The organism is Sphingobium sp. B11D3B, assembly GCF_025961735.1.
In the GTDB taxonomy this organism is placed as follows: domain Bacteria; phylum Pseudomonadota; class Alphaproteobacteria; order Sphingomonadales; family Sphingomonadaceae; genus Sphingobium.
The window spans coordinates 818,613-842,367 of the sequence record NZ_JAOQOF010000001.1; the positions used below are offsets into that span (position 1 = coordinate 818,613).

Here is a 23,755-nt window from a genome sequence, read left to right on the forward strand (position 1 = left end):
CTTGCGCAGCGGGGCCCTTGTCCGCATTCTGCCCATTGTTGGGCATGTTGGAGGACGTGATGGGGACTTACGCGGGGGTGCGCTATTCCATGGTGGCGATCTGGCTGCACTGGATCATTGCGCTGCTGATTATCGCCAATATCGCGATCGGCCTCGGGCACGATCCGCTGGGTGCGGTGATCCCCGGCGTCATGAATATCCATAAGTCGATCGGGCTGACTGTGCTGGTCCTGTCCGTGCTCGCCCTGCTCTGGCGCCTGATGAACAGCCCGCCGCCGCTGCCGACGACGATATCCAGACGCACCAAGCGCGCGGCGGCGTTAATGCATCGTTTGCTCTATGCGCTGATGATCCTCATGCCGCTCACCGGCTGGATCATGTCCTCCGCCGGTCCGCGGCCGCTCAACTGGTTCAATGTCTTCGACGTGCCCAAATTCGCGGTGGCGCGGGGCGATGCCATCGTGACCGTGGCCGGTTCGCATGAGGTGCTTGGGCTCATCTTCGGGGCACTGGTAATCGGCCATATCGGCGCGGCGCTATGGCACCAGTTCATCCGGCGGGATGGTCTGATTATCCGGATGGTGTGACGCTGCGGGCCTAACCTGTGCGGGATATGAAAAACCCGGCCAGAGGGATGCTCCGGCCGGGTTTATCGATGTTCTGAAGGATCGGGCCTGTCAGGCAGCCTTCGCTGCTGCATTCTGGCGGCGGTGATAGGCGTTCACGACTGACAGCACGGCCTTCACCGATGCCGTCGCCACGTCTTCATCCGTGCCGACCCCGAAGAATGTGGTGCCATCATCGGTGCGACATTCGACATAGGCCGCTGCGCGGACGTTGCCGCCGGTACCGATGGCGTGCTCATTATAATCGACTACGTCCAGCCCGATGCCGAGTTCATCGCGCAGGGCCGAGAGGACCGACGAAATCAGGCCATTGCCCCGGCCCGAAATGCTGCGCTCCGTGCCATCATGGACGATCTTGCCGGTGAACACGCGGTTCCCGGCGGGGCCGCTCTCGACATAATCGACCAGCGCGTAGGGCTGCGCGCCGGCGAGGCAGTAATGCTGCTCGAACGCTTCCCAGATGTCGGCGGCATGCAGTTCACGGCTGGACTTGTCCGCCAGGTCCTGCACCACCTTGGAAAAATCGCCCTGCATCCGCTTGGGCAGCTTGAGGCCCTTGTCCTGCTGCAACACCCAGGCGACGCCGCCCTTGCCGGACTGCGAGTTGACGCGGATCACGGCTTCATAGGAGCAGCCGATGTCCGCCGGATCGATGGGCAGATAAGGCACGTCCCAGATCTCGTCATTGCGCTGTTCCTGCGCGGCGAAGCCCTTCTTGATCGCATCCTGATGGCTGCCGGAGAAGGCGGTGAACACCAGATCGCCCGCATAAGGATGGCGCGGGTGGACGGGGAGCTGGTTGCAATAGGTCACCGTCTGCACGACCTCTTCCATATTGGAGAAGTCGAGGCCCGGCGAGACGCCCTGCGTGTAGAGATTGAGCGCCACGGTCACCAGATCGCAATTGCCGGTGCGCTCGCCATTGCCGAACAGGCAGCCTTCGACGCGGTCGGCGCCGGCCATCAGCCCCAACTCCGCCGCCGCCACGCCGGTGCCCCGGTCATTATGCGGGTGCAGCGAGATGACCACGCTGTCGCGGTTCCGGATGTGGCGGCAGAACCATTCAATCTGGTCCGCATAGATATTGGGCGTGGCGGCCTCGACCGTGGCGGGCAGGTTGAGGATAAGCGGCTTCTCCGGCGTGGGCTGGAGAATGTCCATCACTGCCTCGCAGCACTCCAGGCTGAAATCCAGCTCGGCGGTGGAGAAGGTTTCCGGGCTGTACTCGAAGTGCCAGTCCGTGTTCGGTTGCTTGGCGGCTTCGTCGCGAATGATCTTCGCGGCATCGACGGCGATCTGCTTGATCTGCGGCCGCTCCATGTTGAACACGATCCGCCGCCACGCTGGAGAGACGGCGTTGTAGACGTGGACGATAGCCTGCCGTGCACCCTGCAGGCTCTCGAAGGTCCGCTCGATCAGGTCGCGGCGGGCTTGCGTGAGCACTTGGATGATCACGTCATCCGGGATGCGGCCCGATTTGACGAGGCCGGAGATGAAATCAAACTCGGTTGCGCCCGCCGAAGGGAAGCCGACCTCAATCTCCTTGAGGCCGACGCGGGTCAGCAGCTCGAAGAAGCGGGTCTTCTTCTCGGTATCCATCGGATCGATCAGCGCCTGATTGCCATCGCGCAGATCGGTCGAGAGCCAGCGGGGCGGCCGCGTGATCGTGCGTGAGGGCCACTGCCGGTCGGGCAGGTCCACTTGTGGGAAGGGACGGTATTTCTGTGACGGGTCGCTCAGCATCATGGTTCGGACATTTCATTGTTCACAGCCAAATGCACGCAGGCGCTATCCATTTGCACTGATGAGGATCTGATTCTGTGGCTAAAAGGCCCTTAGGCGCAGCGGGCCGCCTGCGGCAACCGCTTGGGTATCGCGCCTAAGGGCGCGTAAGTCGCGTGAGGCGAAGGGCCAGCCAAAAGTCCATGCGCGCTCCCATGCACGGAAAATCACCATCCGTCCAGCATGAAGTAGAAAAACGGCGGTAATCGGCCATATTTTTCGCGGTGCGTCAATCCGCTATGACGCCTTGCCGAGATATTTTTAACCGCGCGGAACGTGATAGTCCCTCCCGCGATTTTTACTCTTGATTTTGAATTTCCCCGGCTCACTATGCTGCAATGCACAATAAGATAGAGAAACGCATACGCTGATGACATGTTCCGAGATGCTGGGTGAGGCTGGAGACGTTCGCGATTGTTACGCGGTGGTTCAGCAATGGGTGGATGAGACCGGCATCGAGGGGCTGCACCGACGATTGAGCGAGGCGGAAGCGATCTTCCGGCGCATCGGCATCACCTTTGCCGTCTACGGCGAAGGCGGCGACCCGGAGCGGCTTATTCCATTCGATCTGCTGCCGCGCATCTTCACCGCTGCGGAATGGGCGCGCCTGGAAGCGGGCATTCGCCAGCGCGCGGCGGCGCTCAATGCCTTCCTGCTCGACGTCTATAATCGCGGCGAAATCATCCGCGCCGGGATCGTGCCGGGCGACATCGTCTATCAGAACAAGGCCTACAAGCCGGAGATGGCCGGCTTCACCCCGCCGGGCAGGGTCTACAGCCATATCGTCGGCATCGACATCGTCCGCACTGGTCTCGACGACTTCATGGTGCTGGAGGATAATTGTCGCACGCCCTCGGGCGTCTCCTACATGCTCGAAAACCGCGAGATCATGACGCGGATGTTCCCGGAGCTGTTTGCCCGGCAGCGCGTGGCGCCGGTGGACGATTATCCGAGCCAGCTCCTGCGCTCGCTGCAGGAGGTGGCGCCGCCCGCCTGCAAGGGCGTGCCGCAGGTCGTAGTGCTCACCCCTGGCTCGTTCAACAGCGCTTATTATGAGCATAGCTATCTGGCCGACCTGATGGGCGTCGAGTTGGTCGAGCCGGCCGATCTCTTCGTGGAAGACGGGCTGGTCTTCATGCAGACCACGCGCGGCCCCCGCCGGGTGGATGTGATCTACCGGCGCATCGACGATGATTTCATCGATCCGCTCGCTTTCCGGCCCGATAGCCTGCTGGGCGTGCCGGGGCTGTTCAATGCTTATCGCGGCGGCGGCGTGACGCTCTGCTCCGCGCCCGGTGCGGGCATCGCGGACGACAAGGCGATCTACGTCTATGTGCCGGAGATGATCCGCTTCTATCTGGGCGAGACGGCGATCCTGCAGAATGTGCCGACCTGGCAATGTTCCAAGCCGGACGATTTCGCCTATGTGATGGACCATCTCCCCGAGCTGGTTGTGAAGGAAGTTCACGGCTCGGGCGGTTATGGGATGCTGATCGGCCCCAAGGCCAGCGCGAGCGAGATCGAGGCTTATGCTGGGCGCATCCGCGCCAATCCCTCCGAGTTCATTGCGCAGCCGACGCTCGACCTTTCGGCCGCGCCCACACTCGGGCCGGTCGGGCTGGTACAGCGCCATGTCGATTTCCGGCCCTTCTGCCTTGTCGGCAAGGAGATCAGGCTGGTGCCTGGAGGCTTGACGCGGGTTGCGCTGGCGGAAGGGTCGCTGGTGGTGAATTCAAGCCAGGGCGGCGGCGTCAAAGACACGTGGGTGCTCCGGTGAGGGGGGCTGCGATGAGAGAGGCGGCCATGATGCGCGAGGCCGTTTGCGACATGCAGGTCCAACCAAAGGGAGGCCGCCCATGCTGAGCCGGACCGCCGAAAATCTGTTCTGGATGGCCCGCTATATGGAGCGCGCCGAAGCCACTGCGCGATTGCTCACCATGGGGCAGCGGATGACCATCCTCCCCGGCGCGACGATGCGCGACGAGTGGCGCTCGGTCGTGCAGGTCACCGAGTGCGAGGATGTGTTCGGCAAGGATGCCATTATCCGCGAGAGCGACATCGTCGAACATCTCATCCTGAATGCCGATAACCCGGCCTCCATCCGCGCCTGTCTCGCGCGGGCACGGCAGAACGGCAAGTCGGTGCGCACCGCGCTTACCCAGGAGATGTGGGAAGCGCTCAACGAGGGCTGGCGCAAACTGGAAACCTATGGCGTCAACGATGCGCGCCGTGAATTCGCCGAGATCATCGATTGGGTGAAGACCCGCGCGATGATCTTCCGGGGCGCCACCGAGAGCGGCCAGTTGCGCAACGAGGGGCATGATTTCCTGCGGGTCGGTGGCGCGCTGGAGCGGGCGCAGATGACGTTGCGGCTGCTGGACGTCAAATATTACGTCCTGCTGCCGGAGACCGAAGTGGTCGGCGGTCACCGCGACCATTATCAATGGACTTCGGTGCTGCACGCTCTGTCGGGCAGCCGCGCCTATCACCATGTCTATGGCGGCTCCTACACGCCGGCGCAGATCACGGACTTCTTGATGCTGAACCGCCAGTTTCCGCGCAGCACGCTCTATTGCTTCGACCAGATCGCCTATCGGCTGCAGCGGCTGGCCAGCTGGCATGGCCAGCGCACGCCGGCCAATTTGCGCAGCGAGGAGATGGTGGAGACGCTCGCGCAGGCCAATAGCGGAGATATTTTCCGCCGGGGCTTGCACGAAACCGTCCAGAGCAAGATTGTCCAGTGCAACATGCTTGGGCACGAAATCGCACAAGCCTATCATTTCGGCTGAGCGGGAGGCGACCGGGCCATGCGGATCACGATCCGTCACGAGACTGTCTATCGGTATGAGGAGGAGGCTGGCGGCGTGGTCATGCGCCTGCGCCTGTTGCCCGCGACCAGCAACGCGCAAACCGTCGAGCAATGGACGGTGACAGCGAACGGCCAGCCCATCGAACGCTGGATCGTCAACGGTTATGGCGATGCGGAGGCCGTGTGGCGCGCGCCCGGACGGGTCGACAGCGTCACGATCCTGTCAGAAGGGACGGTGCGGACAGTCGATTGCGCCGGTGTGCTCAAGCCTGCCGATGGGGCAGTGCGGCCCCAGCTGTTCCTGCGCGCGACGCCGCTGACCGAGATCGACGCGGCGATTGCCGATCTGGCCCAGCGCGCGCGTCGAGTGGAGGGCGTGCTCGCCAGCCTGCACGCCCTCTCCGATCTGGTGCACGAGGAGATCGAATATCGATCCGGCAGCACGAGCATGGAAACCACGGCCGCGCAGGCCTTTGCCCAGAAATCGGGGGTGTGCCAGGATCAGGCGCATGTCTTCATTGCAGCGGCGCGCAGCCTGTTGATCCCGGCCCGCTATGTGGTCGGCTATCTGCGGGACGACGAGCGGCCGGATAGCGACCATGAGCCCCATGCCTGGGCGGAAGCCTGGGTAGAGGGGCTGGGCTGGATCGGGTTCGATATTACCCTGGGCCTCTGCCCGGTGGAGGGGCATGTGCGCCTGTGCTGTGGCCTTGATGCCGCAGATGCCGCGCCGATTCGGGGCGTGATGATCGCAGGGGGCGAAACCGCATTGTCGCACGACGTGCAGATTGCCAGTCTGCCATCTGAGGATACCGCACAATCCCAGACGCAACAGTGAGTCGGGCGGGCGGCTCAATGCGGGCATGAAAAAGGGGCATAAAATGACGTATTGCGTGGCATTGCGGGTCGAGGCCGGCCTGGTGATGCTCTCTGACACGCGGACCAATGCCGGGCTCGATAACATCGGCATGTTCCGCAAGACCTTCACTTATGAGCGCCCCGGCGAGCGGGCGATTGCGTTGCTGTGTTCCGGGAGCCTCTCGGTCACGCAGGAAGTGCGCACCAAGCTCTCCCGCGCCATGAAGGATGCGGTCGACAATCCTGAGGTCGAGACCCTGCTGAACTGCGCCACCATGCACCGCGCCGCCCATCTGGTGGGCGAGGCGATGAAAGCGGTTCAGAAGGAAATGCGCGAGGGGATGAGCGGCACCAGCCCCTCACTGAGTGCCAGCATCCTGCTGTGCGGGCAGCGCAAGGGCGGCAAGCCCCGCCTGTACCTGGTCTACTCGCAAGGCAATTTCATCGAAGCGACGGCGGACACGCCCTTCTTCCAGATCGGCGAGCACAAATATGGCAAGCCGATCCTTGACCGGATGATCAAGCCGACCACGTCGCTCTCCGACGCCGCCAAGGCGGTGTGCGTCTCCATGGATTCGACGCTGCGCTCCAACCTGTCGGTGGGGATGCCGCTCGATCTGAGCATCATCCCACGCGATCAATATGAGTTCAGCGTCCGTCGCCGGATCGAAGCAGACGACCCGGAATTCTCGACCATTTCCCGGCAATGGGGAGAGGTGCTGAAGTCCGGCTTCGATTCGCTACCCTCGATGATCGGCGCGGGATCCTGAAGACTTTAGCCCCTCCTCTTCAGAGGAGGGGTTGGGGTGGTGCAGCAACGCTTCTGTTATCCACCGCGGGTGTGATGCTGGCGCATCGCCACCACCCCCGGCCCCTCCTCTAAAGAGGAGGGGAGGTTGGAAAAGCCCAACCTCGTCGCCCAAGCATTGAGTTCCGCGTCGCACACCCTAAATGCGAATGACAATCGCCACCCCGTGCTGGCGCATAAACAACCCTATCTGTCCGCGAAGGAAGACATCGACCCATGACCGCCACGCACAGTTCGCGCATGATCATTCTCGGTTCCGGGCCGGCCGGTCTTTCGGCCGCCATCTACGCCGCGCGCGCCGGCATGGCGCCGATTGTCGTGCAGGGGATGCAGCCGGGCGGTCAGCTGACCATCACCACCGATGTCGAGAATTATCCCGGCTTCCGCGAGGTCATTCAGGGCCCGTGGCTGATGGAAGAGATGCAGGCGCAGGCCGAGCATGTCGGTACGCAGATGATGTACGACCAGATCGTCGACGTCGACCTCAGCAAGCGCCCGTTCAAGCTGACTGGCGACGGCGGCACCGAATATTATGGCGACACGTTGGTCATCGCGACCGGCGCGCAGGCCAAGTGGCTGGGGCTGGAGAGCGAGCATCTGCTGCAGGGCAAGGGCGTCTCGGCCTGCGCCACGTGCGATGGCTTTTTCTATCGCGGCAAGAAGGTGGTGGTGATCGGCGGCGGCAACACCGCAGTCGAAGAAGCGCTGTACCTCACCAATCATAGCCATGATGTGACGCTGATCCACCGCCGCGACAGTCTGCGCGCGGAGAAGATCCTGCAGGATCGCCTGTTCGCCCACCCCAACATCAAGGTCGTGTGGAACAAGGCCGTCGAGCGTTTTGTCGGCGGTGGCGATCCGGAAGGTCTGGTCGGCGTCGATCTGGTCGATACCGAGACGGGCGAGAAGAGCCATATCGAGACGGACGGGGCGTTCGTCGCCATCGGCCACAAGCCGGCGACTGAGCTGTTCGAGGGCAAGCTGCCGCTCGATGAAGGCTATTTGGTTGTCGAGAAAGGCACGAGCCGCACCAGCATCCCCGGCGTGTTCGCGGCCGGGGACGTGACGGACAAGATCTACCGTCAGGCGGTGACGGCGGCCGGCATGGGCTGCATGGCGGCGCTGGACGCCGAGCGCTTCCTTGCGGAAGCCGACTTTGAATCACAGCGCGAGCATGTCCCGGCCTGATCGCGGCATCACGGTGAACTAGAATGTGAAGAGCCGGGCGACCGCGAAGGTCTGCCCGGCTTTCCTTTGTCTTGAGCCTGAGCGCGAGCCCAGACGGGTCACGTGGCGCGATTAGCGCGAGGCAACCTTGGTCAGCGGCGTCTCGTTCAGCAGGACCGCATCCTTCACGCGGAAGGATACCGGCATGCCGTTGGCGCTGCCGATCACGCGGCCCTTGGCGACGGTGAGACGGAAGGTCGAGCCGGGCGTTGCGCGGCCCTCGATCACCCGGCGGCTGTCGCCGAGTTCGGTGACGGTGTAGGTGTAGCTGACGCCTTCATGTGTGAAGGTCTTCTCAGCCTCTTTCGCGTGGCCGGGTGTGACGACGGCAAACGAAAGCAGTGCGGCGGCAAAAAAAGCATTTTTCACGAACAGTCTCCTTTGTCAGTTGCAAAAGAGCCTTGCTCGGCATCCCATGTTCTTCCGTGGCCATAGTGCTGCGCTGCACCATGGCTCACAAACGCAAAAAGCGGCGGAGCGATTGCATTTGATGCAAACCGATGACGCGGTGCAGCGCGCGGCGTGTGGCAGGCAAATGCGAAGGAGTTCGCCTGTCAGGCGGCGCGGCTGTCCAGCTTGCGGCTCAGCATGGCGGCCAGACTGCCGAACGTCTCGAAGCTGTCCATATCCACATCATCATCATCGATGACGATATCGAGCCGATCCTCAAGATCGGTCAGCAAGGTGGCGACAGCCATGGAATCCAGTTCCGGCAGCGACCCGAACAGACCCGTGTCGTCGTCGAACAGATCGACACGCTGAGGGGCGAGCCCGAGCACATCCACGAGCGATGCGCGCAACGCATCGCTGGCCGCGCGGTTGGAGGCGCCATTGCCCTCTCGATCCTGGCTGGTCTGCATCACCGGGCCCCTAACGGGTCGATATCATTTTGGAAAGCATGGCGATGCTGGGCCGGGCCGATCTTGCCCGACTGTTGCGGCCGATCCACGTTCGCAACGCGCGCGCCTATTCATGCCTTGATAGAACATGATATGGGCGGGGGATGCTACCGCCCCTCGACCATCTGACACAGCAGGGCGATCCGACTGCCATTGCTCTGGCGGGCAAGTTCGGGGCGATCGATTATGCGACGATGGAGCAGATGGTGGGGCGGCTCGCGCACTGTCTCGCCGCGCGTATGGAGGGCTCAGGTGCGTCCGCCGGCAGTCGAGTGGCGGCGTGGCTGCCCAAGGGCCTTCTGGCAGCGCTGCTGCCCCTGGCCGTGGTGCGGGCCGGGCATGTCTATGTGCCGATCAATCCGCTGCTCAAACGGGCGCAGGTTGCCCATATCGTGCGGGATGGCGGCGCGGCGATGCTGATCTCGCAGCCAGCGCGGCTAGGGACGCTGGAGCCGGGCGATATGGCCGAGGCTGTGGCGCGCGTGGAAGAGGCCGCGCTGCTCGCTGTGATTGAGGATGCGGACGCCGCGACGTTGCCGCCCGGCACGGGACGCCCCGACGATCTGGCCGAGATTCTCTATACATCGGGTTCGACCGGGAGGCCCAAGGGCGTGATGCTCAGCCACGCCAATCTGATGATCGGCGCGCGGTCAGTGGCCGGCTACCTCGGTCTCGACGCGACAGACCGTACTCTCGCGCTCCTGCCGCTCAGCTTTGATTATGGGCAGAACCAACTGCTCTCGACATGGTGGGCCGGCGGATGTGTGGTGCCGCTCGATTATCTGCTGCCGCGGGAGGTCGCGAAAGTCGCAGCCCGGCACGCCATCACGACGCTGGCCGGCGTCCCGCCGCTCTGGGTGCAATTGACCGAGATCGACTGGCCACCAGAGGCGCGCGATGCCTTGCGCCGTCTCACCAACAGCGGCGGCGCGCTCACCCGTCCGTTGATCGCCCGCTTGCGCGAGGCGTTTCCCGGTGTGGACGTGTTCGCCATGTATGGGCTGACCGAGGCGTTTCGCTCCACCTATCTCCCTCCCGACCTTCTGGATCGCCACCCTGACAGTATCGGGCAGGCGATACCGGACGCGGAAGTGCTCGTCGTGCGGGCAGATGGCACTTTGACCGACGATGATGAGCCAGGCGAACTGGTTCATAGCGGCCCGCTGGTGGCGCAAGGCTATTGGCAGGATGCAGCACGGACGGCGGAGCGATTCAAGCCGGCGCCCGCAGCGTCTGCCTATGGTGGCATGGCGGTGTGGTCCGGCGACACCGTGGTGCGAGATGGCGAGGGCTTGCTGCGCTTCGTCAGCCGGGACGACGCGATGATCAAGAGCGCCGGCAATCGCATCAGTCCCAGCGAGGTCGAGGAGGCGGCGGTGGCCGTCGCGGGGGTGGCGGAAGCCTGCGCGCTTGGTCGCGCGGATGAGCGCCTTGGCCAGGCCATCGTGCTGTTCGTGCGGGCGGAAGCGGCGTTATGCGAGGCCGATCGCGACTCGCTTGGCGAGCGTCTGTCCGCGCAGATGCGGCAGACGCTGCCCAATTTCATGCAACCGGCGGAGATCAGGATTTTGGTGCGGATGCCGCGTAACCCCAATGGCAAGATCGATCGCGTAGCGCTCGCCGCGCTTGCCGGGGAGGGCGGGGCATGACGCCCCTCAAGCCCAAGCCGATGGGGCCGATCCCGCCTGGCTATGAGAGCGAGGCGGGCATGCTGCTGGTCGGCGGACAGGGCGTGGCTGCGCTGATCGATCAGATCGGGGAGACGCCGGCCTTTCTCTATGACGCCGGCAAGCTCCGCCAGCGCGTAGCGGCCCTGCGGGTGGCCATGCCGGCTGGGGTCGATCTCCATTATGCGATGAAGGCCAATCCCTTCGCGCCGCTTCTCGCACTCATGGGGGAGCTGGTGGACGGGTTCGACATTGCCTCCGCCGGAGAACTGGAAATGGCGCGGGCAGCCGGGGTGGACGGCAGCCGGATCAGCTTTGCCGGACCGGGCAAGACCGACCGGGAACTGGACGACGCCCTTGCGGCGGGCGTGACGATCAACCTGGAGTCGGAAGGCGAAGCCGAGCGCGCACTCACGCTGGCTGCACGCGCCAATGTCCGGCCCCGGCTCGCGGTGCGCGTCAATCCCGATTTCGAACTGAAGGGCTCGGGCATGCGGATGGGGGGCGGCGCGCGGCCCTTCGGCGTGGATGCCGATCGTGCGGCCGCACTGACCCGCCACCTGATCGCCGCAGGAGCGGAATGGCGCGGCTGGCATGTCTTTGCCGGCTCGCAGTCGCTGGATGCGCAGGCCATCGTCGCGGCCCAGTCGGCCACGATGGATCTCGTCGCGCGCCTTTCCGATGAGGTGGGGGCAAGCCCGCCGCTGGTCAATCTCGGTGGCGGCTTCGGGGTGCCCTATTTCCCCGGTGACGTGCCGCTCGACCTCTCCATCATCGGCGACGGGCTGAGCCGTCTGCTGGCCGACCGTCCCGCCATCCTGCGCGAGAGCCGATTCGCGCTGGAACTGGGGCGCTTTCTGGTGGCGGAGGCCGGCATCTATCTCAGTCGCGTGATCGACGTGAAGCAAAGCCGCGGCGAGACTTTCGTCGTGGTGGATGGCGGCCTGCACCATCAGCTCGCGGCCAGCGGCAATTTCGGCACCGTGGTCCGCCGCAATTACCCGATTGCGCTGGCCAACCGCTTCGATGAGCCGCCAGCGAGCGAGCCGGTCCATGTGGTCGGTTGCCTCTGCACGCCGCTGGATCGGCTCGGCGATGCCGTGATGCTCCCGCCTGTCGCGGTCGGCGATCTCGTCGCGCTGTTCATGGCCGGCGCTTATGGCGCGAGTGCGAGTCCGGCGGCCTTCCTGGGTCATGCTCCTGCAGCTGAGTTGCTGGTCGAAGAGGATTGATACGCGTCAGGCGGCTGATGCCTGATCGGGCGCAATCCCAATCCCACTCAGGCCCTGCGACTCCAGATAGGCCGGATAGAGCATCTGCTCTTCCCTCTGGATGCGGTCGACCAAAGCCTCCAGCGCGGGCCGGAGGGCGGCGCGAAACGCCTCGGGTTCCTGGAAAATCCGACAGTCCGGCCACGCCTTCATCAGATCGGCCCATAGATCCCCCAGATGGCCGGTCTCCGCATGATATTGCGAGGCGAGCGTGGCGATCCTGCCGTTGCCGCTGGCGCGCAGGGCTGGATAGACGTGCTTATCCTCCTTGGCCAGATGGCGGATCAAGATGCGGTTCAACTTGCTGCGCACCGCGATCAGTTCGCCCACCTCCGCGCCGGATCGCTGCGCCGCCGGGCTCGTAACTTGGTGGCACAGCTCGAGCAGCGCCATATGTTCAGCCTGAAGATACCCCAATTCCATGTCTTAGCCTGCCTCGCGACACCGCTCGCATGTCCATCTGAGCATCCAGTCTGCGCCCGGGAGCTTTAACAATGTGTTGTCAGGCGGTTAGGGAATAGTCCGCCGCAATGAAATAAAGGCCGTCCGGCGGTGCATTATGCCCCAGCGCCGCGCGATTGCGCGCGTCCAGCGCCGCCTTGAGGTCGTCGGGTGACCATGTGCCCGTGCCGACCAAGGCAAGGCAGCCCACCATCGAGCGGACCTGATGATGAAGGAAGCTGCGGGCCTTGGCGTGAACGGTGATGCGCTCGCCGATGCGCACGACATCAAGGCGGGCGAGGGTGCGGTGGGGGCTGTCCGCCTGACATTGCGCGGAGCGGAAGGTAGTAAAATCATGTCGGCCGACCAGTGCCTGCGCGGCCTCGTGCATCCGCTCGGCGTCCAGCACCTGCGGCACACGCCAGACAAGGCCGCTCTCGAAGGTGAGCGGCGCGCGGCGGTTAAGGATGCGATACTCATAGGCGCGCGCGACGCAGGAGAAGCGGGCGTGCCAATCCTCCGGCACGATTTCGCAGGTCAGAATGGCGATCGGCTCGGGCCGCAGATGGGCATTGAGCGCTTCCATCAGGCGAAAAGGCGTGATCGCCTTGTCCAGATCGACATGCGCTCGCATGCCGAGGGCATGAACACCCGCGTCGGTGCGCCCGGCGCAATGGACGATCGGCGCGCCGCCGGCGATGCGGCCCAACGCCTCCTCGATGCATTGCTGCACGCTCGGGCCATGGGCCTGGCGCTGCCAGCCCATATAGGGTCGCCCGTCATATTCGACCGTGAAAGCGAAGCGGGTCATTCCAAGAGGGTGCCGGCCGGAATGGCAGTGCCGCGCAGCAGATCGGCGGTGGCCATGGCGCCCTTGCCGGCGCGCTGGATGAGGGTGGGGCGCAGCGAGCCCTGCTCGCCGCACCCGATCAGCAGACCCTCGTCGAGCACGGTTCCCGCGGGGCCGGGCTGAGAATCGACTGAGGCAGCCAGAACCTTGTAGCGCTCGCCTTTGTGCGCGAACCATGCGCCCGGCGCGGGATTGAAGGCGCGAACGTGCCGTTCGACCGCGACTGGCCCGGCGGTGAAATCGAGGTGGCTCTCCGCCTTGTCGATCTTGGCCGCATAGGTCACCCCATCCTCGGGTTGGACGATCGGCGGATAGGCCCCGATCTGATCGAGCACCTGGACCATCAACGCGGCGCCGGCATGCGCCAGCTCCTCGGTCAGCGCGCCGGCGGTCTTCTCGTCCACGGGCGTGCTGACCTTTGCCAGCATCGGCCCGGTATCGAGACCCTTGGCCATCGCCATGATGGTGACGCCGGTGCGCTCATCGCCGGCGAGGATGGCACGCTGGATCGGTGCCGCGCCGCGCCAGCGGGGGAGCAAAGAGGCGTGGACGTTGAGGCTGCCGAGCCGTGGGGCGTGGAGAACCGGGATCGGCAGGATCAGCCCGTAGGCGGCGACCACGGCGACGTCCGCCTCGAAAGCGTCGAAGACGTCCTGTTCCGCCGCGTCATTCAGGGAGAGGGGCGTTCGCACCGGCAGGCCCAGCGCCTCCGCTCTGGCTTGCACCGGGCTCGGGCGAGGCGCCTTGCCGCGACCTGCCGGACGTGGTGGCTGCGTATACACCGCCACCACGGAATGGCCGGCCGCGGTCAGCGCATCGAGCGTCGGCACCGCGAAATCCGGCGTTCCCATGAAGACGATCCGCAAAGGCTCTTTCATGCGGCCCTCTGAAACGCTTGTATCATCGCAGCGCAAGCCCTTATTTGGCAGTCATGTCCTCGCCAGAGATCGACGCGCTCACGCAGGCGCTTGCCCGGCTGCCCGGCCTTGGCCCCCGTTCGGCGCGGCGGGCGGTGCTACACCTGCTGCAGCGGCGCGATGCGGCGATGGTGCCGCTGCTGCGCGCGCTGGAAAGCGTGAGCGAGCGGATGGTGCATTGTTCGGTCTGCGGCAATGTCGATACCATCGATCCCTGCGCCATTTGCGCCGATCCCCGCCGCGATGCCCGCGCTTTGTGCGTGGTGGAGGATGTGGCGGATCTCTGGGCGCTGGAAAAGTCGCGCCTGTTCCCGGGACGGTTCCATGTGCTGGGCGGGCGGCTCTCCGCGCTGGATGGCGTGCGGCCCGAAGACCTTTCGATCGCCAGCCTTGTCCAACGCGTCGCCGATGGCGGCATCGATGAAGTCGTGCTGGCGATGAACGCCACGCTGGAGGGGCAGACGACGGCCCATTACATCGCGGAGCGGCTGGAGGCCTATCCGGTGCGGCTGACACAACTGGCTCATGGCGTGCCCGTCGGGGGCGAACTCGATTATCTTGATGAGGGCACGCTGGCGCAGGCGCTGCGGGCGCGGCGGCCGATTGGTTGAGGGGCGGATACGCGGGCAGATCCTGCCGCGTTCGATCAGCCTGATCGGAACAAAGCGTTAACAACGGCTTGATCTCGCGCCTTGGCTTTCATATCTGGACAGCATGGCCATTAGACCGATCCTTGAGACCCCGGACCCGATTCTGCGGACGATTTCGACGCCCGTCGAGGCGATCGACAATGATTTGCAGACGCTGATCGATGACATGTTCGACACGATGTATGATGCGCCGGGCATCGGGCTGGCGGCCATCCAGGTCGGCGTGCCCAAGCGGGTGCTGGTGATCGATCTGCAGGAGCCCGAGTCCGACGCGGAAGACGCGCCGCCGGTCAAGAATCCGCTGGTGTTCATCAATCCGCAGATTCTCGACGGGTCTCCGGAAAGCTCGGTCTATAATGAGGGCTGCCTCTCCGTGCCGGACCAATATGCCGAGGTCGAGCGGCCAGCGCGCATCCGCGCCAGCTGGATGGATCGGCAGGGCCGGATTCATGAGGAAGAGCTAGAAGGTCTGCTCGCGACCTGCCTGCAGCACGAGATGGACCATCTCGAAGGCATTCTCTTTATCGACCATTTGTCGCGGCTCAAGCGGGACATGCTGCTCAAGAAGCTCGCCAAGACCCGCAAAGCGGCCTGAGCTTCCGCGCCGATTGCTGCGCGGCTTAGTTTTCTAATTTGATCGGCAAGAAAAAAGGGGCGCTTCGGGCGCCCCTTTTTCTAATCCATGAATAAGCCAGCTGAGGCTCAGCGCTTGTCCATCGGGACATAATCGCGCTGCGTCGGGCCGGTGTAGAGCTGACGGGGACGGCCGATTTTCTGCTCTGGGTCCGAGATCATCTCGTTCCACTGCGCGACCCAGCCGACGGTGCGGGCGAGGGCGAAGAGCACCGTGAACATGTCCGTCGGGAAGCCGATCGCCGACAGGATCACGCCCGAGTAGAAGTCCACATTCGGGTAGAGCTTCTTCTCGATGAAATATTCGTCGTGCAGCGCGATCTGCTCCAGCTCGCGGGCGACGTCGAAGATGGGGTCGCTGACGCCCAGCTTGTCCAGCACTTCCTTGGCGGTCGCCTGCATCACCTTAGCGCGGGGGTCGTAATTCTTGTACACCCGGTGGCCGAAGCCCATCAGGCGGAACGGATCGTCCTTGTTCTTGGCGCGGGCGATGTAGGACGGGATGCGATCCACGGTGCCGATCTCGCGGAGCATGTTGAGCGCCGCTTCGTTGGCGCCGCCATGCGCCGGGCCCCATAGGCAGGCGATGCCCGCCGCGATGCACGCAAACGGATTGGCGCCCGAGGAACCGGCGAGGCGCACGGTCGAGGTGGAGGCGTTCTGCTCGTGATCGGCATGCAGGATGAAGATCTTGTCCATCGCCGCCTCGACGACGGGATCGACCACATATTCCTCGGCGGGCACCGAGAAGGTCATGCGCAGGAAGTTGCCGGTGTAGCTCAGGTCATTGCTGGGATAGACGAAGGGCTGACCGACCGAATATTTGTAGGCCATGGCGGCGAGCGTCGGCATCTTGGCGATGAGACGGTGGCTCGCGATCATCCGTTGGTGCGGATCGGTGATGTCCGTGGAATCGTGGTAGAAGGCGGACAGCGCGCCGACCACGCCGCACATGATCGCCATGGGGTGCGCATCGCGACGGAAGCCGCGGAAGAAGGTGGAGAGCTGCTCGTGCACCATCGTGTGGCGCGTGATCGTCCGCTCGAACAGCTCGAACTCGTCCTTGGAGGGGAGCGAGCCGCGCAGCAGCAGATAGGCTACTTCCATGAAGCTCGACTGCTCCGCGAGCTGATCGATGGGATAGCCGCGGTGAAGGAGCACGCCCTCATCGCCATCGATATAGGTCAGTGCCGAATCGCAGCTCGCCGTTGAGGTGAAGCCGGGATCATATGTGAACATGCCCGTCTGGGCATAGAGCTTGCGAATGTCGATGACCTTGGGGCCGACGGAACCTTCGACGACCTTACATTCGAGATCCTTGCCCTCGACGGTCATTTTGACTGTGCTGTCGCTCATTCCTTCACCCCTTATTGCTCAAATTTGTGGTCCGGACCCGGAAGCCTGAAGGAGTCCGGCCTGATCCTGCAGGCGGCCCAAGGTTTCGTCCCGACCAAGATGGAGTAGCACGTCGAAGATACCGGGCGACGTCGTCCGTCCCGTTAAAGCAACGCGCAGTGGCTGTGCAATCTTTCCAAGGCCAAGGCCTGCCTCTTCCGCGATCGCGCGGATGGCCGCCTCAAGCGACTCAAGCGACCAGTCGGGCAGCGCCCGCAGCTGTTCGACCACGGTGCCGAGCAGCACTCGTGCATTCTCGTCGAGCAGCTTGGCGGCAGCCTCCTCGACCGCGAGCGGCCGTTTGGCAAACAGGAACGCGGCGCCGTCGGTCAGCTCCAGCAGCGTCTTGGCGCGGGGCTTGAGCGCGGGCATGATCGCCGCAAGCTGGTGCAGCCGGGCCTGGGCCGCGGCATCGTCGTCCAGCGGATCCATCCGCTCGGCGACGAGCAGAGCGAGGCGACCGTCATCGGCCTCGCGAATGTAGTGGCCGTTCAGATTTTCGAGCTTCTTGAGGTCGAATCGAGACGGCGAGCGACCCACGCCCGGCAGATCGAACCATTCGACGGCCTGCTCGCGGCTGATGATCTCATCATCGCCATGGCCCCAGCCGAGTCGCAGCAGATAGTTATTCACGGCCTCCGGCAGCATGCCGAGCTCGTCGCGATAGGCATCGACGCCCATGGCGCCATGCCGCTTGGAGAGCTTGGCGCCATCCTGCCCGTGAATCAGCGGGATGTGCGCATAGACCGGCTCGGGCCAGCCCATCGCGCGGATGATGCCGAGCTGGCGGAAGGCGTTGTTGAGATGGTCATCGCCACGGATCACATGGGTGACGCCCATGTCATGATCGTCCACGACGACGGCGAGCATATAGGTTGGCGTGCCGTCCGAGCGGAGCAGGATCATGTCGTCCAGCTCGGCATTCTGCACGACCACACGGCCCTGCACGGCATCTTCGATGACGGTTTCGCCCTCGCGGGCCGCCTTCAGGCGAATGACATAGGGGGCATCGCCGCCTTCGGAGGGATCACGGTCGCGCCAGCGCCCGTCGTAGCGCATCGGCTGACGCGCGGCGCGTTGCTGCTCGCGTAGGGCTGCCAGCTCTTCGGGAGTCGCGAAGCATTTATAGGCATGGCCGGCGTCGAGCAGGGCGTTGGCGACCTCGGCATGGCGTGCCGCACGCGCGAACTGGAAGACCGGTTCGTCATCGCCTGCAAGGCCCAGCCAGCTCAAGCCGTCGAAGATCGCCTCGATCGCGGATTCGGTCGAGCGGGCGCGGTCGGTATCCTCGACGCGCAGCAGGAACTTGCCGCCATGGTGACGGGCGAAAAGATAGTTGAACAGCGCCGTGCGTGCGCCGCCAATGTGGAGATATCCCGTAGGCGAGGGGGCAAAGCGGGTGACGACCGTGCCTGTTTGTTTCCGTCCTTCTGCCACGCTATGCCTGCTTTTCCCTTATGTCGCGGGTGGGTTTCCTAGTGAACGAGAATGCCCCTAGCACGCCTTTTCCGGCTCGACAAATACCGTTGTTGCGCCGCAGCAGTGTCTGGTTGGGACGGCTTCATGCGCGAGCGGAATCGGTGCTGGAGGCTGAGCGGGCGCAACTCCCACTGTGGGTGCCGATCCTGCTGGGCGCCGGGATTATCGCGTGGTTCACCCTGCCTGCGCCACCGCAGTGGATGGCGTGGATCGCCTTCTGGCTGGGCGTCGCCGCCGCGTTTGGCGCCGTGGGGCGCGGAGGACGCTTGCCCGCTGCGCTCGCCGTTGGCGCGGTGCTGCTGGCGGCGGGCTGTCTGCTGATCTGGGCCAAAGCGCTTCTTGTTGCGCAGCCGCCACTTGCGCGCGCCGCGGTGGTGGAAATGGAGGCTCGAGTCCTCTCGGCAACGCCCTTGGCTGCCCGGGGACTGGTGCGGCTGGAGGTCGCGCCGCTGTCGCGGCCCGATCTGCCGACGCGGGTCCGCATCAACGCGGCGCCCGATCAGATGGCAGAGGAGATTGCCGCAGGGGACCGCATTGCCGTCCGAGCGCGGCTAATGCCGCCTGCACCGGCTGCCCTGCCGGGCGCTTATGATTTTGCGCGGACGGCCTATTTTTCCGGCCTCGGCGCTACCGGGCGGGCACTCGACAAAGTGCAGCGCCTCGATGCGGCACCCCCTGGCGGGGATGCGCGCGCGACTCTCGCCCACCACATCGCCGCGCGGTTGCCGGGGCCGGAAGGGACGATCGCGATCACGCTCGCCACGGGCAATCAGAACTGGATCAGTGAGGCGGATGCGGACGCGATGCGGCGCAGCGGGCTTGCCCATCTGCTCTCGATCAGTGGCTTGCACGTCTCCGCGCTGATCGGCGGCGTGATTCTCATCATGGTTAGTCTGCTTGCGCTTTCGCCGACCCTTGCGCTGCGCTGGCCGGTGCTGATGATCGCCGCCTGCGTGGGCGGCGCGGCGGGCATCGGCTACACTGTGTTCACCGGGGCGCAGGTGCCGACGATCCGCTCGTGCATTGCCGCTCTGCTGGTAATCGCCGGCATGGCTCTGGGCCGTGAGGCCATCGGGCTGCGCTTGATTGCGACCGGCGCGCTGATCGTGATGATCTTTTGGCCCGAGGCTGTCATCGGCCCCAGCTTCCAGATGAGCTTCGTCGCCGTGACCGCGATTGTGGCGCTTTACGAATATCCCCCCGCACGGCGGCTGTTCGAGCGACGCGACGAGGGGCGGATAAAGCGCTGGACCCGCAGCCTCGGCGCCTTGCTGGCGACAGGTTTGCTGGTGGAGCTGGTGCTGACGCCGATTGCCTTCGCTCATTTTCATCGCTCGGGCCTGCTTGGCGCTGCGGCCAATATGATCGCCATTCCGCTCACAAGTTTTGTGGTAATGCCCGCCGAGGTCCTCGCGCTGGTGCTCGACGCTGTGGGGCTGGGGGCGCCGGTCTGGTGGGTGGTCGGTGTGGCGCTCAAGTTCCTGCTGTGGATTGCGCATACTGTCGCCAGTCAGCCCTTTGCGACGCTATCGCTGCCCGTCTCCAGCGGACTGGCCTTTGCGCTCGCCATGATCGGCCTCTTGTGGCTGATGCTCTGGCACACGGCGCTGCGTTGGTGGGGCCTGCCTCTGGCGGCGCTCGGCTTTTTCCTGACATTTCTAGCGCCGTCCGCCGATGTGCTGGTCACCGCCGATGGTCATCATGTGGCGGTGCGCCTGGGCGATGGGCGCATGGCGTTGTTGCGGGACCGAAGCGGGGATTATGTTCGTACGACTTTGGCCGAGGCCGGCGCCTATGACGGTGAGTTTGCGTCCCTGACGCAGGCGCCGGACACGCGATGCACGCGGGACATGTGCGCGATGACCTTGACGGGCCGTACCGGCCAGCCGCCGGTTCACCTGCTGATCAGTCGCTCGCGCCTGCTCGTTCCCTATCCCGAACTGGTGGCCGCCTGCGCACAGGCTGATCTTGTGATCGCTGACCGGCGCCTGCCGCCGGGATGTGTGCCGCGCTGGGCAAAGCTGGATCGGCCTGCGCTGAATGCCATGGGCGGTGCACTGATCCTGCTCGACAGTCGGGAGATCGTGCCGGGCCACGACCCGCGCAGCCGCCATCCCTGGATCGCGGGCACCGGCTCGCGCTAGAGCCGGCGCCCCATATCGCCCGTCTCAGTTATAGCGTCGCAGGAGCCCCGCGAGCCGGCCCTGAATGCGCACCTGCCGCGCCTCATAGGTTTGGGGCTCATGGTCGCGATTGGCAGGATCGAGCCGCACCTTGCGGCCGTCATGATGGAAATATTTGAGCGTCGCTTCATTCTCGTCGATGAGGGCAACGACGATCTGGCCGTCGCGCGCCGTCTCGGTCCGCTGGATCAGCGCGAAGTCACCGTCAAAAATCCCTGCTTCGATCATCGAGTCACCGGAGACTTCTAGCGCGTAATGATCGCCGGCGCCCAGCAACGCGGCCGGGACCGGCAACATGGTGTCGCTCTCCATCGCCTCGATGGGAAGACCGGCGGCGATGCGCCCATGCAGCGGAATTTCGATCACGTCATTGGCGGCGATGGGGATCGTCCGCGCCGGCGCGGTGGGCGCCTTGCGCAGCGGGGTCACGCTGGTGGCCGCCGCCGGCTCTTCCGTCCGCTCCGCCACGGGCATACCATCCGGCAGTTTGAGGATTTCGAGCGCCCGCGCGCGATTGGGCAGCCTGCGGATGAAGCCGCGCTCTTCCAGCGCGCTGATCAGCCGATGGATACCGGACTTCGACTTGAGGTCCAGCGCTTCCTTCATCTCCTCGAAACTGGGCGAGACGCCACCCTGATCGAGATGATGCTTGATGTAGCTGAGCAGTTGCTGTTGCTTGGCGGTCAACATGAGTGGTTCCCCAATATGGAACGGACGGAGAACGTTTAGGAAACGAATCGAGGCACGTCAACACGGATCGGCCAAATATCTCACGTTTTGTTGGGCTGCGTGTAGCCCCACGCACGGGCGAGCGATCAGGTCAGGATGTGCTGATCGGGCGCGATGGGTGCGGGGAGGTCGGTCGCGCCGAGGCGGGCGAGCATTTCGCGTTCGATCGTCCGTGTCATCGCATCGAGCGGCAAATCGTTGGGATCATAGCCGAACGGGTCTTCCAGCTGATCGCCCAAGGCGTCCAGTCCGAAGAAGGTATAGCTCGCCACCAGCACCGGAATGAGGGCCCACCAGCCCAGCGAGCCCGCCAATGCGAAGGGCAGCAATAGGCAGAAGACGTAGGTCGTGCGGTGGAGAATGAGCGAATAGGTGAACGGCACCGGCGTGCTGGCGATCCGCTCGCAGGCCGCCTGCACATCGCTGAGCGCCTTGAGTTGGCCCTCGATGAGCGAATGATGGATCGGGTTGATCTTTTCATCTGCGGACATGCGCAAGCAGTGCGCGCCCATCTCGTAAAGTACGGTGTCGGTCGGGTTCGGGGAGGTGCGCCATGGCCCATCCTTTACCCACCGGCCGATCGCGGCCGCCTCGTCGTGCTGGCGCAGGCGGGCGGCGAGGCCGTTGGTGAAGCCGCAGATGCCGCGGAGCAGCGGGGTGCGTTCCTCCTCAGGCAGCGAGGAGGTGAGTCGCGCGAAGGAGCGGCTCGCGATGATCAGCGCGCCCCATTGCTTGCGACCCTCCCACCAGCGATCATAGCAGGCACTGTTGCGGAAGCTCATGAAGATGGAGAGCGACAGGCCGATCAGCGCGAACGGAATGCCGCTGATCTGCGCGAACAGCCCCGGCCAGGCGCGGGCCGCGAGAATGGCCGCGACACTGGCCACGGCGATGCCCGCCAGCCGATGCTGGATATGCGGCATGATCGTGCCGCGGTAGGCGAACAGCACTTCGAGCAAGCCAAGGCGGTTGCGAACGATCAAGGGCGGACATCTCCTGCCAGGGCACGCGGCCACCGGACATGGGCCGGGCACCGGGCGCGCTCGCCATGCGGAGGATGCGCGCGCAGATCAAGGATTAAGTGGCCGCAAGGGGAAGCGCGCAATGGGCGCTGAGGGAACCGGCGGAGATAAGAGCGGTTCAGCTCGAGAGACGATCACCACAAGAGGACCGTGCCATGCCCCTCAAGCTCGAAGGTTCCTGTCGATGCGGCGCCGTGCGCTTGTCCGTCGACAGCCACGCGCCGGTGCCATTCCTGCGCTGTTATTGCTCGATCTGCCGCAAGACCGCCGGCGGTGGCGGCTATGCCATCAATCTCCACGCCGACAAGCGCACGCTCAAGGTGCAAGGCGAGACCGCCATCTATCACGCTACGCTGGACGATGGTGAAGGCAGCTGCCAGGTCAGCACCGGCGAGCGGCACTTCTGCCCGTCCTGCGCGAGCGCGCTCTGGGTGTTCAGCCCGGAGTATCCTGACCTGCTCCACCCTTTCGCTTCCGCGATCGACAGCGATTTGCCCAAGGCGCCGTCGCTCGTGCACATGATGCTCGGATCAAAGGCGAATTGGGTCGAACCGCAGATCGGGCGGAACGACCAGTGCTTCGACGGCTATCCAGACGAGGGGCTGGAAGACTGGCACCGGGCGCATGGGCTATGGATTGAGTAGGACGGTTCGGGCGGGACGCTTCCAGGGGCGGCCGTGAAGTGGGTTGGTGGCAAGAACGTCAGCTATCATCGGCAATCTTAAAACCTGCCTGTCCAGATACCATGTCATTGCAGTCAATATTGAATCCCTTATTTGACGTTAAATGCACTCTGCACCTCGCCCTCTTAAGCCTGAAGAGCGGGCGTTGGTTGCCTACCTTTGGGAGGTGAACGAGTGCAGTAACGCCCTGCCGCCTGAGCTTCTCGTTGAGGAGATGGATGATGGCGGGATGGGAGGCCTGTCATTTGTATCGCAAAAGCTCGAACGCACATATGGAGGCGAGGCTGGCTCTTGCGGCTTTTACGACGAAGATGGGATGCAAGTTAGGGTTGGGTTGATTCTGGACCAAGACGGGGATCTGTACGAACTTGATCTTTGGAAGGTTGATTTCAGCCCACTTATCAAAATCCCTGAGCCTTGTTCATTCTTCGACAAACGCGCTCCGGCTTGAGCGGCCGCTTCCCACGCTAGAACATGTCGTTCACCGATCCTTCGTCACCGCTTCAAAGCGGCTACGGCTGTGGTCCGACGTTGGTGTTGAACACGGACTGATCAGGCGCGACGCCATTGTCGGAATTCCCTCCGTTCGTCCTGAGTCGCTGCTGAGCTTGTCGAAGCGGCGTATCGAAGGACCGGCCCGTGCACTGGGATGCTTCGATACGGCTCTTCGATACGCGCCTGCGGCGCTCCTCAGACCCTACTCAGCACGAGCGGTAAAGGTAAGAAGGCCGATTTCCATAGCTTGTTCGCAGGCGGGGAGCTGTTATCGACAGCAGCCATGATGGCTCCTCAGTGTCGAGGAAAGCTGACAATCCGGATTCTCTGC

The 23,755-nt window shown here is 64.2% G+C and carries 24 protein-coding genes; 14 read left to right on the plus strand and 10 right to left on the minus strand.

Going from position 1 to position 23,755, the window contains the following annotated elements; all coding sequences use genetic code 11:
* Window positions 1-44 precede the first annotated feature (44 nt).
* Window positions 45-587 carry a cytochrome b gene (locus M2333_RS03865; protein WP_264610919.1) on the plus strand — a complete coding sequence of 181 codons (543 nt, stop codon included), beginning with the start codon at window positions 45-47 and terminating at the stop codon, window positions 585-587.
* A 90-nt stretch (window positions 588-677) separates the two neighbouring features.
* On the opposite strand, the gene leuA is transcribed toward M2333_RS03865, so the two are convergent.
* Entirely contained in the window at window positions 678-2,372 is a 1,695-nt protein-coding gene (gene leuA, locus M2333_RS03870) for a 2-isopropylmalate synthase (RefSeq protein WP_264610920.1), read from the minus strand.
* Window positions 2,373-2,778: 406 nt separating this feature from the next.
* Here leuA and M2333_RS03875 point away from each other — a divergent pair, with 406 nt between their 5' ends.
* The 6 genes from M2333_RS03875 (at window position 2,779) to trxB (ending at window position 8,071) form a co-directional block, all read left to right on the plus strand.
* Entirely contained in the window at window positions 2,779-4,185 is a 1,407-nt protein-coding gene (locus M2333_RS03875) for a circularly permuted type 2 ATP-grasp protein (protein WP_181559954.1), read from the plus strand.
* Window positions 4,186-4,264: 79 nt separating this feature from the next.
* On the plus strand, window positions 4,265-5,197 hold the full coding sequence (locus M2333_RS03880) for an alpha-E domain-containing protein (RefSeq protein ID WP_181559953.1): 933 nt from the start codon (window positions 4,265-4,267) through the stop codon (window positions 5,195-5,197).
* Window positions 5,198-5,215: 18 nt separating this feature from the next.
* The gene (locus M2333_RS03885) at window positions 5,216-6,055 is read left to right on the plus strand and encodes a transglutaminase family protein (RefSeq protein ID WP_264610921.1); all 840 of its coding nucleotides are present in this window, start codon (window positions 5,216-5,218) and stop codon (window positions 6,053-6,055) included.
* 55 nt (window positions 6,056-6,110) lie between these two features.
* Window positions 6,111-6,845 (plus strand): peptidase, encoded by a 735-nt coding sequence (locus M2333_RS03890; protein WP_264573071.1) that lies wholly within the window; start codon window positions 6,111-6,113, stop codon window positions 6,843-6,845.
* A 126-nt stretch (window positions 6,846-6,971) separates the two neighbouring features.
* Entirely contained in the window at window positions 6,972-7,103 is a 132-nt protein-coding gene (locus tag M2333_RS03895; protein ID WP_264573070.1) for a hypothetical protein, read from the plus strand.
* A complete protein-coding gene (gene trxB / locus M2333_RS03900) occupies window positions 7,100-8,071 on the plus strand; it encodes a thioredoxin-disulfide reductase (RefSeq protein WP_264575604.1) in 972 nt (323 codons plus the stop codon). The genes M2333_RS03895 and trxB overlap by 4 nt, the downstream gene beginning before the upstream one ends.
* Window positions 8,072-8,182: 111 nt before the next feature.
* Here the strand turns inward: trxB and M2333_RS03905 are convergent, their stop codons facing one another.
* Entirely contained in the window at window positions 8,183-8,479 is a 297-nt protein-coding gene (locus M2333_RS03905) for a hypothetical protein (RefSeq protein WP_264570643.1), read from the minus strand.
* 185 nt (window positions 8,480-8,664) lie between these two features.
* Entirely contained in the window at window positions 8,665-8,970 is a 306-nt protein-coding gene (locus M2333_RS03910) for a phosphopantetheine-binding protein (RefSeq protein ID WP_264610922.1), read from the minus strand.
* Between the two features lie 143 nt (window positions 8,971-9,113).
* Here M2333_RS03910 and M2333_RS03915 point away from each other — a divergent pair, with 143 nt between their 5' ends.
* Entirely contained in the window at window positions 9,114-10,658 is a 1,545-nt protein-coding gene (locus tag M2333_RS03915; protein WP_264610923.1) for an AMP-binding protein, read from the plus strand.
* A complete protein-coding gene (locus M2333_RS03920; RefSeq protein ID WP_264610924.1) occupies window positions 10,655-11,908 on the plus strand; it encodes a pyridoxal-dependent decarboxylase, exosortase A system-associated in 1,254 nt (417 codons plus the stop codon). The genes M2333_RS03915 and M2333_RS03920 overlap by 4 nt, the downstream gene beginning before the upstream one ends.
* Window positions 11,909-11,914: 6 nt before the next feature.
* On the opposite strand, the gene M2333_RS03925 is transcribed toward M2333_RS03920, so the two are convergent.
* The 3 genes from M2333_RS03925 to fmt all read right to left on the minus strand — a co-directional run bounded on the left by M2333_RS03925 (window position 11,915) and on the right by fmt (window position 14,104).
* The gene (locus M2333_RS03925; protein WP_264610925.1) at window positions 11,915-12,370 is read right to left on the minus strand and encodes a hemerythrin domain-containing protein; all 456 of its coding nucleotides are present in this window, start codon (window positions 12,368-12,370) and stop codon (window positions 11,915-11,917) included.
* Window positions 12,371-12,449: 79 nt separating this feature from the next.
* The gene (truA, locus tag M2333_RS03930) at window positions 12,450-13,199 is read right to left on the minus strand and encodes a tRNA pseudouridine(38-40) synthase TruA (RefSeq protein WP_264610926.1); all 750 of its coding nucleotides are present in this window, start codon (window positions 13,197-13,199) and stop codon (window positions 12,450-12,452) included.
* Window positions 13,196-14,104, minus strand: a complete 909-nt coding sequence (fmt, locus tag M2333_RS03935) for a methionyl-tRNA formyltransferase (RefSeq protein ID WP_264612560.1) — start codon at window positions 14,102-14,104, stop codon at window positions 13,196-13,198. Before fmt ends, truA begins: the two co-directional genes overlap by 4 nt.
* Window positions 14,105-14,169: 65 nt before the next feature.
* On the opposite strand from fmt, the gene recR reads away from it, so the two are divergent.
* Both recR and def read left to right on the plus strand, forming a co-directional pair.
* Window positions 14,170-14,766: a recombination mediator RecR gene (gene recR / locus M2333_RS03940; protein WP_264575611.1), complete on the plus strand. Its 597-nt coding sequence runs from the start codon at window positions 14,170-14,172 to the stop codon at window positions 14,764-14,766.
* 103 nt (window positions 14,767-14,869) lie between these two features.
* The gene (gene def / locus M2333_RS03945; RefSeq protein ID WP_264610927.1) at window positions 14,870-15,400 is read left to right on the plus strand and encodes a peptide deformylase; all 531 of its coding nucleotides are present in this window, start codon (window positions 14,870-14,872) and stop codon (window positions 15,398-15,400) included.
* A gap of 107 nt (window positions 15,401-15,507) precedes the next feature.
* On the opposite strand, the gene M2333_RS03950 is transcribed toward def, so the two are convergent.
* Window positions 15,508-16,794: a citrate synthase gene (locus M2333_RS03950; protein ID WP_264570636.1), complete on the minus strand. Its 1,287-nt coding sequence runs from the start codon at window positions 16,792-16,794 to the stop codon at window positions 15,508-15,510.
* Window positions 16,795-16,812: 18 nt separating this feature from the next.
* A complete protein-coding gene (gene gltX / locus M2333_RS03955) occupies window positions 16,813-18,270 on the minus strand; it encodes a glutamate--tRNA ligase (RefSeq protein WP_264575612.1) in 1,458 nt (485 codons plus the stop codon).
* A gap of 143 nt (window positions 18,271-18,413) precedes the next feature.
* Between gltX and M2333_RS03960 the strand changes: the two genes are divergently transcribed.
* Window positions 18,414-20,456, plus strand: coding sequence for a ComEC/Rec2 family competence protein (locus M2333_RS03960; protein WP_264610928.1), 2,043 nt, complete (start codon window positions 18,414-18,416; stop codon window positions 20,454-20,456).
* Window positions 20,457-20,480: 24 nt separating this feature from the next.
* On the opposite strand, the gene lexA is transcribed toward M2333_RS03960, so the two are convergent.
* Both lexA and M2333_RS03970 read right to left on the minus strand, forming a co-directional pair.
* Window positions 20,481-21,185: a transcriptional repressor LexA gene (lexA, locus tag M2333_RS03965; RefSeq protein ID WP_264610929.1), complete on the minus strand. Its 705-nt coding sequence runs from the start codon at window positions 21,183-21,185 to the stop codon at window positions 20,481-20,483.
* Between the two features lie 125 nt (window positions 21,186-21,310).
* Entirely contained in the window at window positions 21,311-22,207 is an 897-nt protein-coding gene (locus M2333_RS03970) for a bestrophin family protein (RefSeq protein WP_264610930.1), read from the minus strand.
* A 194-nt stretch (window positions 22,208-22,401) separates the two neighbouring features.
* Between M2333_RS03970 and M2333_RS03975 the strand changes: the two genes are divergently transcribed.
* Window positions 22,402-22,890 (plus strand): GFA family protein, encoded by a 489-nt coding sequence (locus M2333_RS03975; RefSeq protein WP_181559938.1) that lies wholly within the window; start codon window positions 22,402-22,404, stop codon window positions 22,888-22,890.
* 142 nt (window positions 22,891-23,032) lie between these two features.
* Window positions 23,033-23,380, plus strand: coding sequence for a DUF6984 family protein (locus M2333_RS03980; RefSeq protein WP_264610931.1), 348 nt, complete (start codon window positions 23,033-23,035; stop codon window positions 23,378-23,380).
* Window positions 23,381-23,755 lie beyond the last annotated feature (375 nt).

Bases quoted from the DNA above. Each gene is read 5' to 3' on its own strand.
- truA (WP_264610926.1), bottom strand. From the start codon at position 13,199: ATGACCCGCTTCGCTTTCACGGTCGAATATGACGGGCGACCCTATATG.
- M2333_RS03880 (WP_181559953.1), top strand. From the start codon at position 4,265: ATGCTGAGCCGGACCGCCGAAAATCTGTTCTGGATGGCCCGCTATATG.
- M2333_RS03925 (WP_264610925.1), bottom strand. From the start codon at position 12,370: ATGGAATTGGGGTATCTTCAGGCTGAACATATGGCGCTGCTCGAGCTG.
- M2333_RS03865 (WP_264610919.1), top strand. From the start codon at position 45: ATGTTGGAGGACGTGATGGGGACTTACGCGGGGGTGCGCTATTCCATG.
- recR (WP_264575611.1), top strand. From the start codon at position 14,170: ATGTCCTCGCCAGAGATCGACGCGCTCACGCAGGCGCTTGCCCGGCTG.
- M2333_RS03975 (WP_181559938.1), top strand. From the start codon at position 22,402: ATGCCCCTCAAGCTCGAAGGTTCCTGTCGATGCGGCGCCGTGCGCTTG.
- lexA (WP_264610929.1), bottom strand. From the start codon at position 21,185: ATGTTGACCGCCAAGCAACAGCAACTGCTCAGCTACATCAAGCATCAT.
- leuA (WP_264610920.1), bottom strand. From the start codon at position 2,372: ATGATGCTGAGCGACCCGTCACAGAAATACCGTCCCTTCCCACAAGTG.
- M2333_RS03910 (WP_264610922.1), bottom strand. From the start codon at position 8,970: ATGCAGACCAGCCAGGATCGAGAGGGCAATGGCGCCTCCAACCGCGCG.
- trxB (WP_264575604.1), top strand. From the start codon at position 7,100: ATGACCGCCACGCACAGTTCGCGCATGATCATTCTCGGTTCCGGGCCG.
- M2333_RS03885 (WP_264610921.1), top strand. From the start codon at position 5,216: ATGCGGATCACGATCCGTCACGAGACTGTCTATCGGTATGAGGAGGAG.
- def (WP_264610927.1), top strand. From the start codon at position 14,870: ATGGCCATTAGACCGATCCTTGAGACCCCGGACCCGATTCTGCGGACG.
- M2333_RS03980 (WP_264610931.1), top strand. From the start codon at position 23,033: ATGCACTCTGCACCTCGCCCTCTTAAGCCTGAAGAGCGGGCGTTGGTT.
- M2333_RS03875 (WP_181559954.1), top strand. From the start codon at position 2,779: ATGACATGTTCCGAGATGCTGGGTGAGGCTGGAGACGTTCGCGATTGT.
- M2333_RS03920 (WP_264610924.1), top strand. From the start codon at position 10,655: ATGACGCCCCTCAAGCCCAAGCCGATGGGGCCGATCCCGCCTGGCTAT.
- M2333_RS03950 (WP_264570636.1), bottom strand. From the start codon at position 16,794: ATGAGCGACAGCACAGTCAAAATGACCGTCGAGGGCAAGGATCTCGAA.
- M2333_RS03915 (WP_264610923.1), top strand. From the start codon at position 9,114: ATGCTACCGCCCCTCGACCATCTGACACAGCAGGGCGATCCGACTGCC.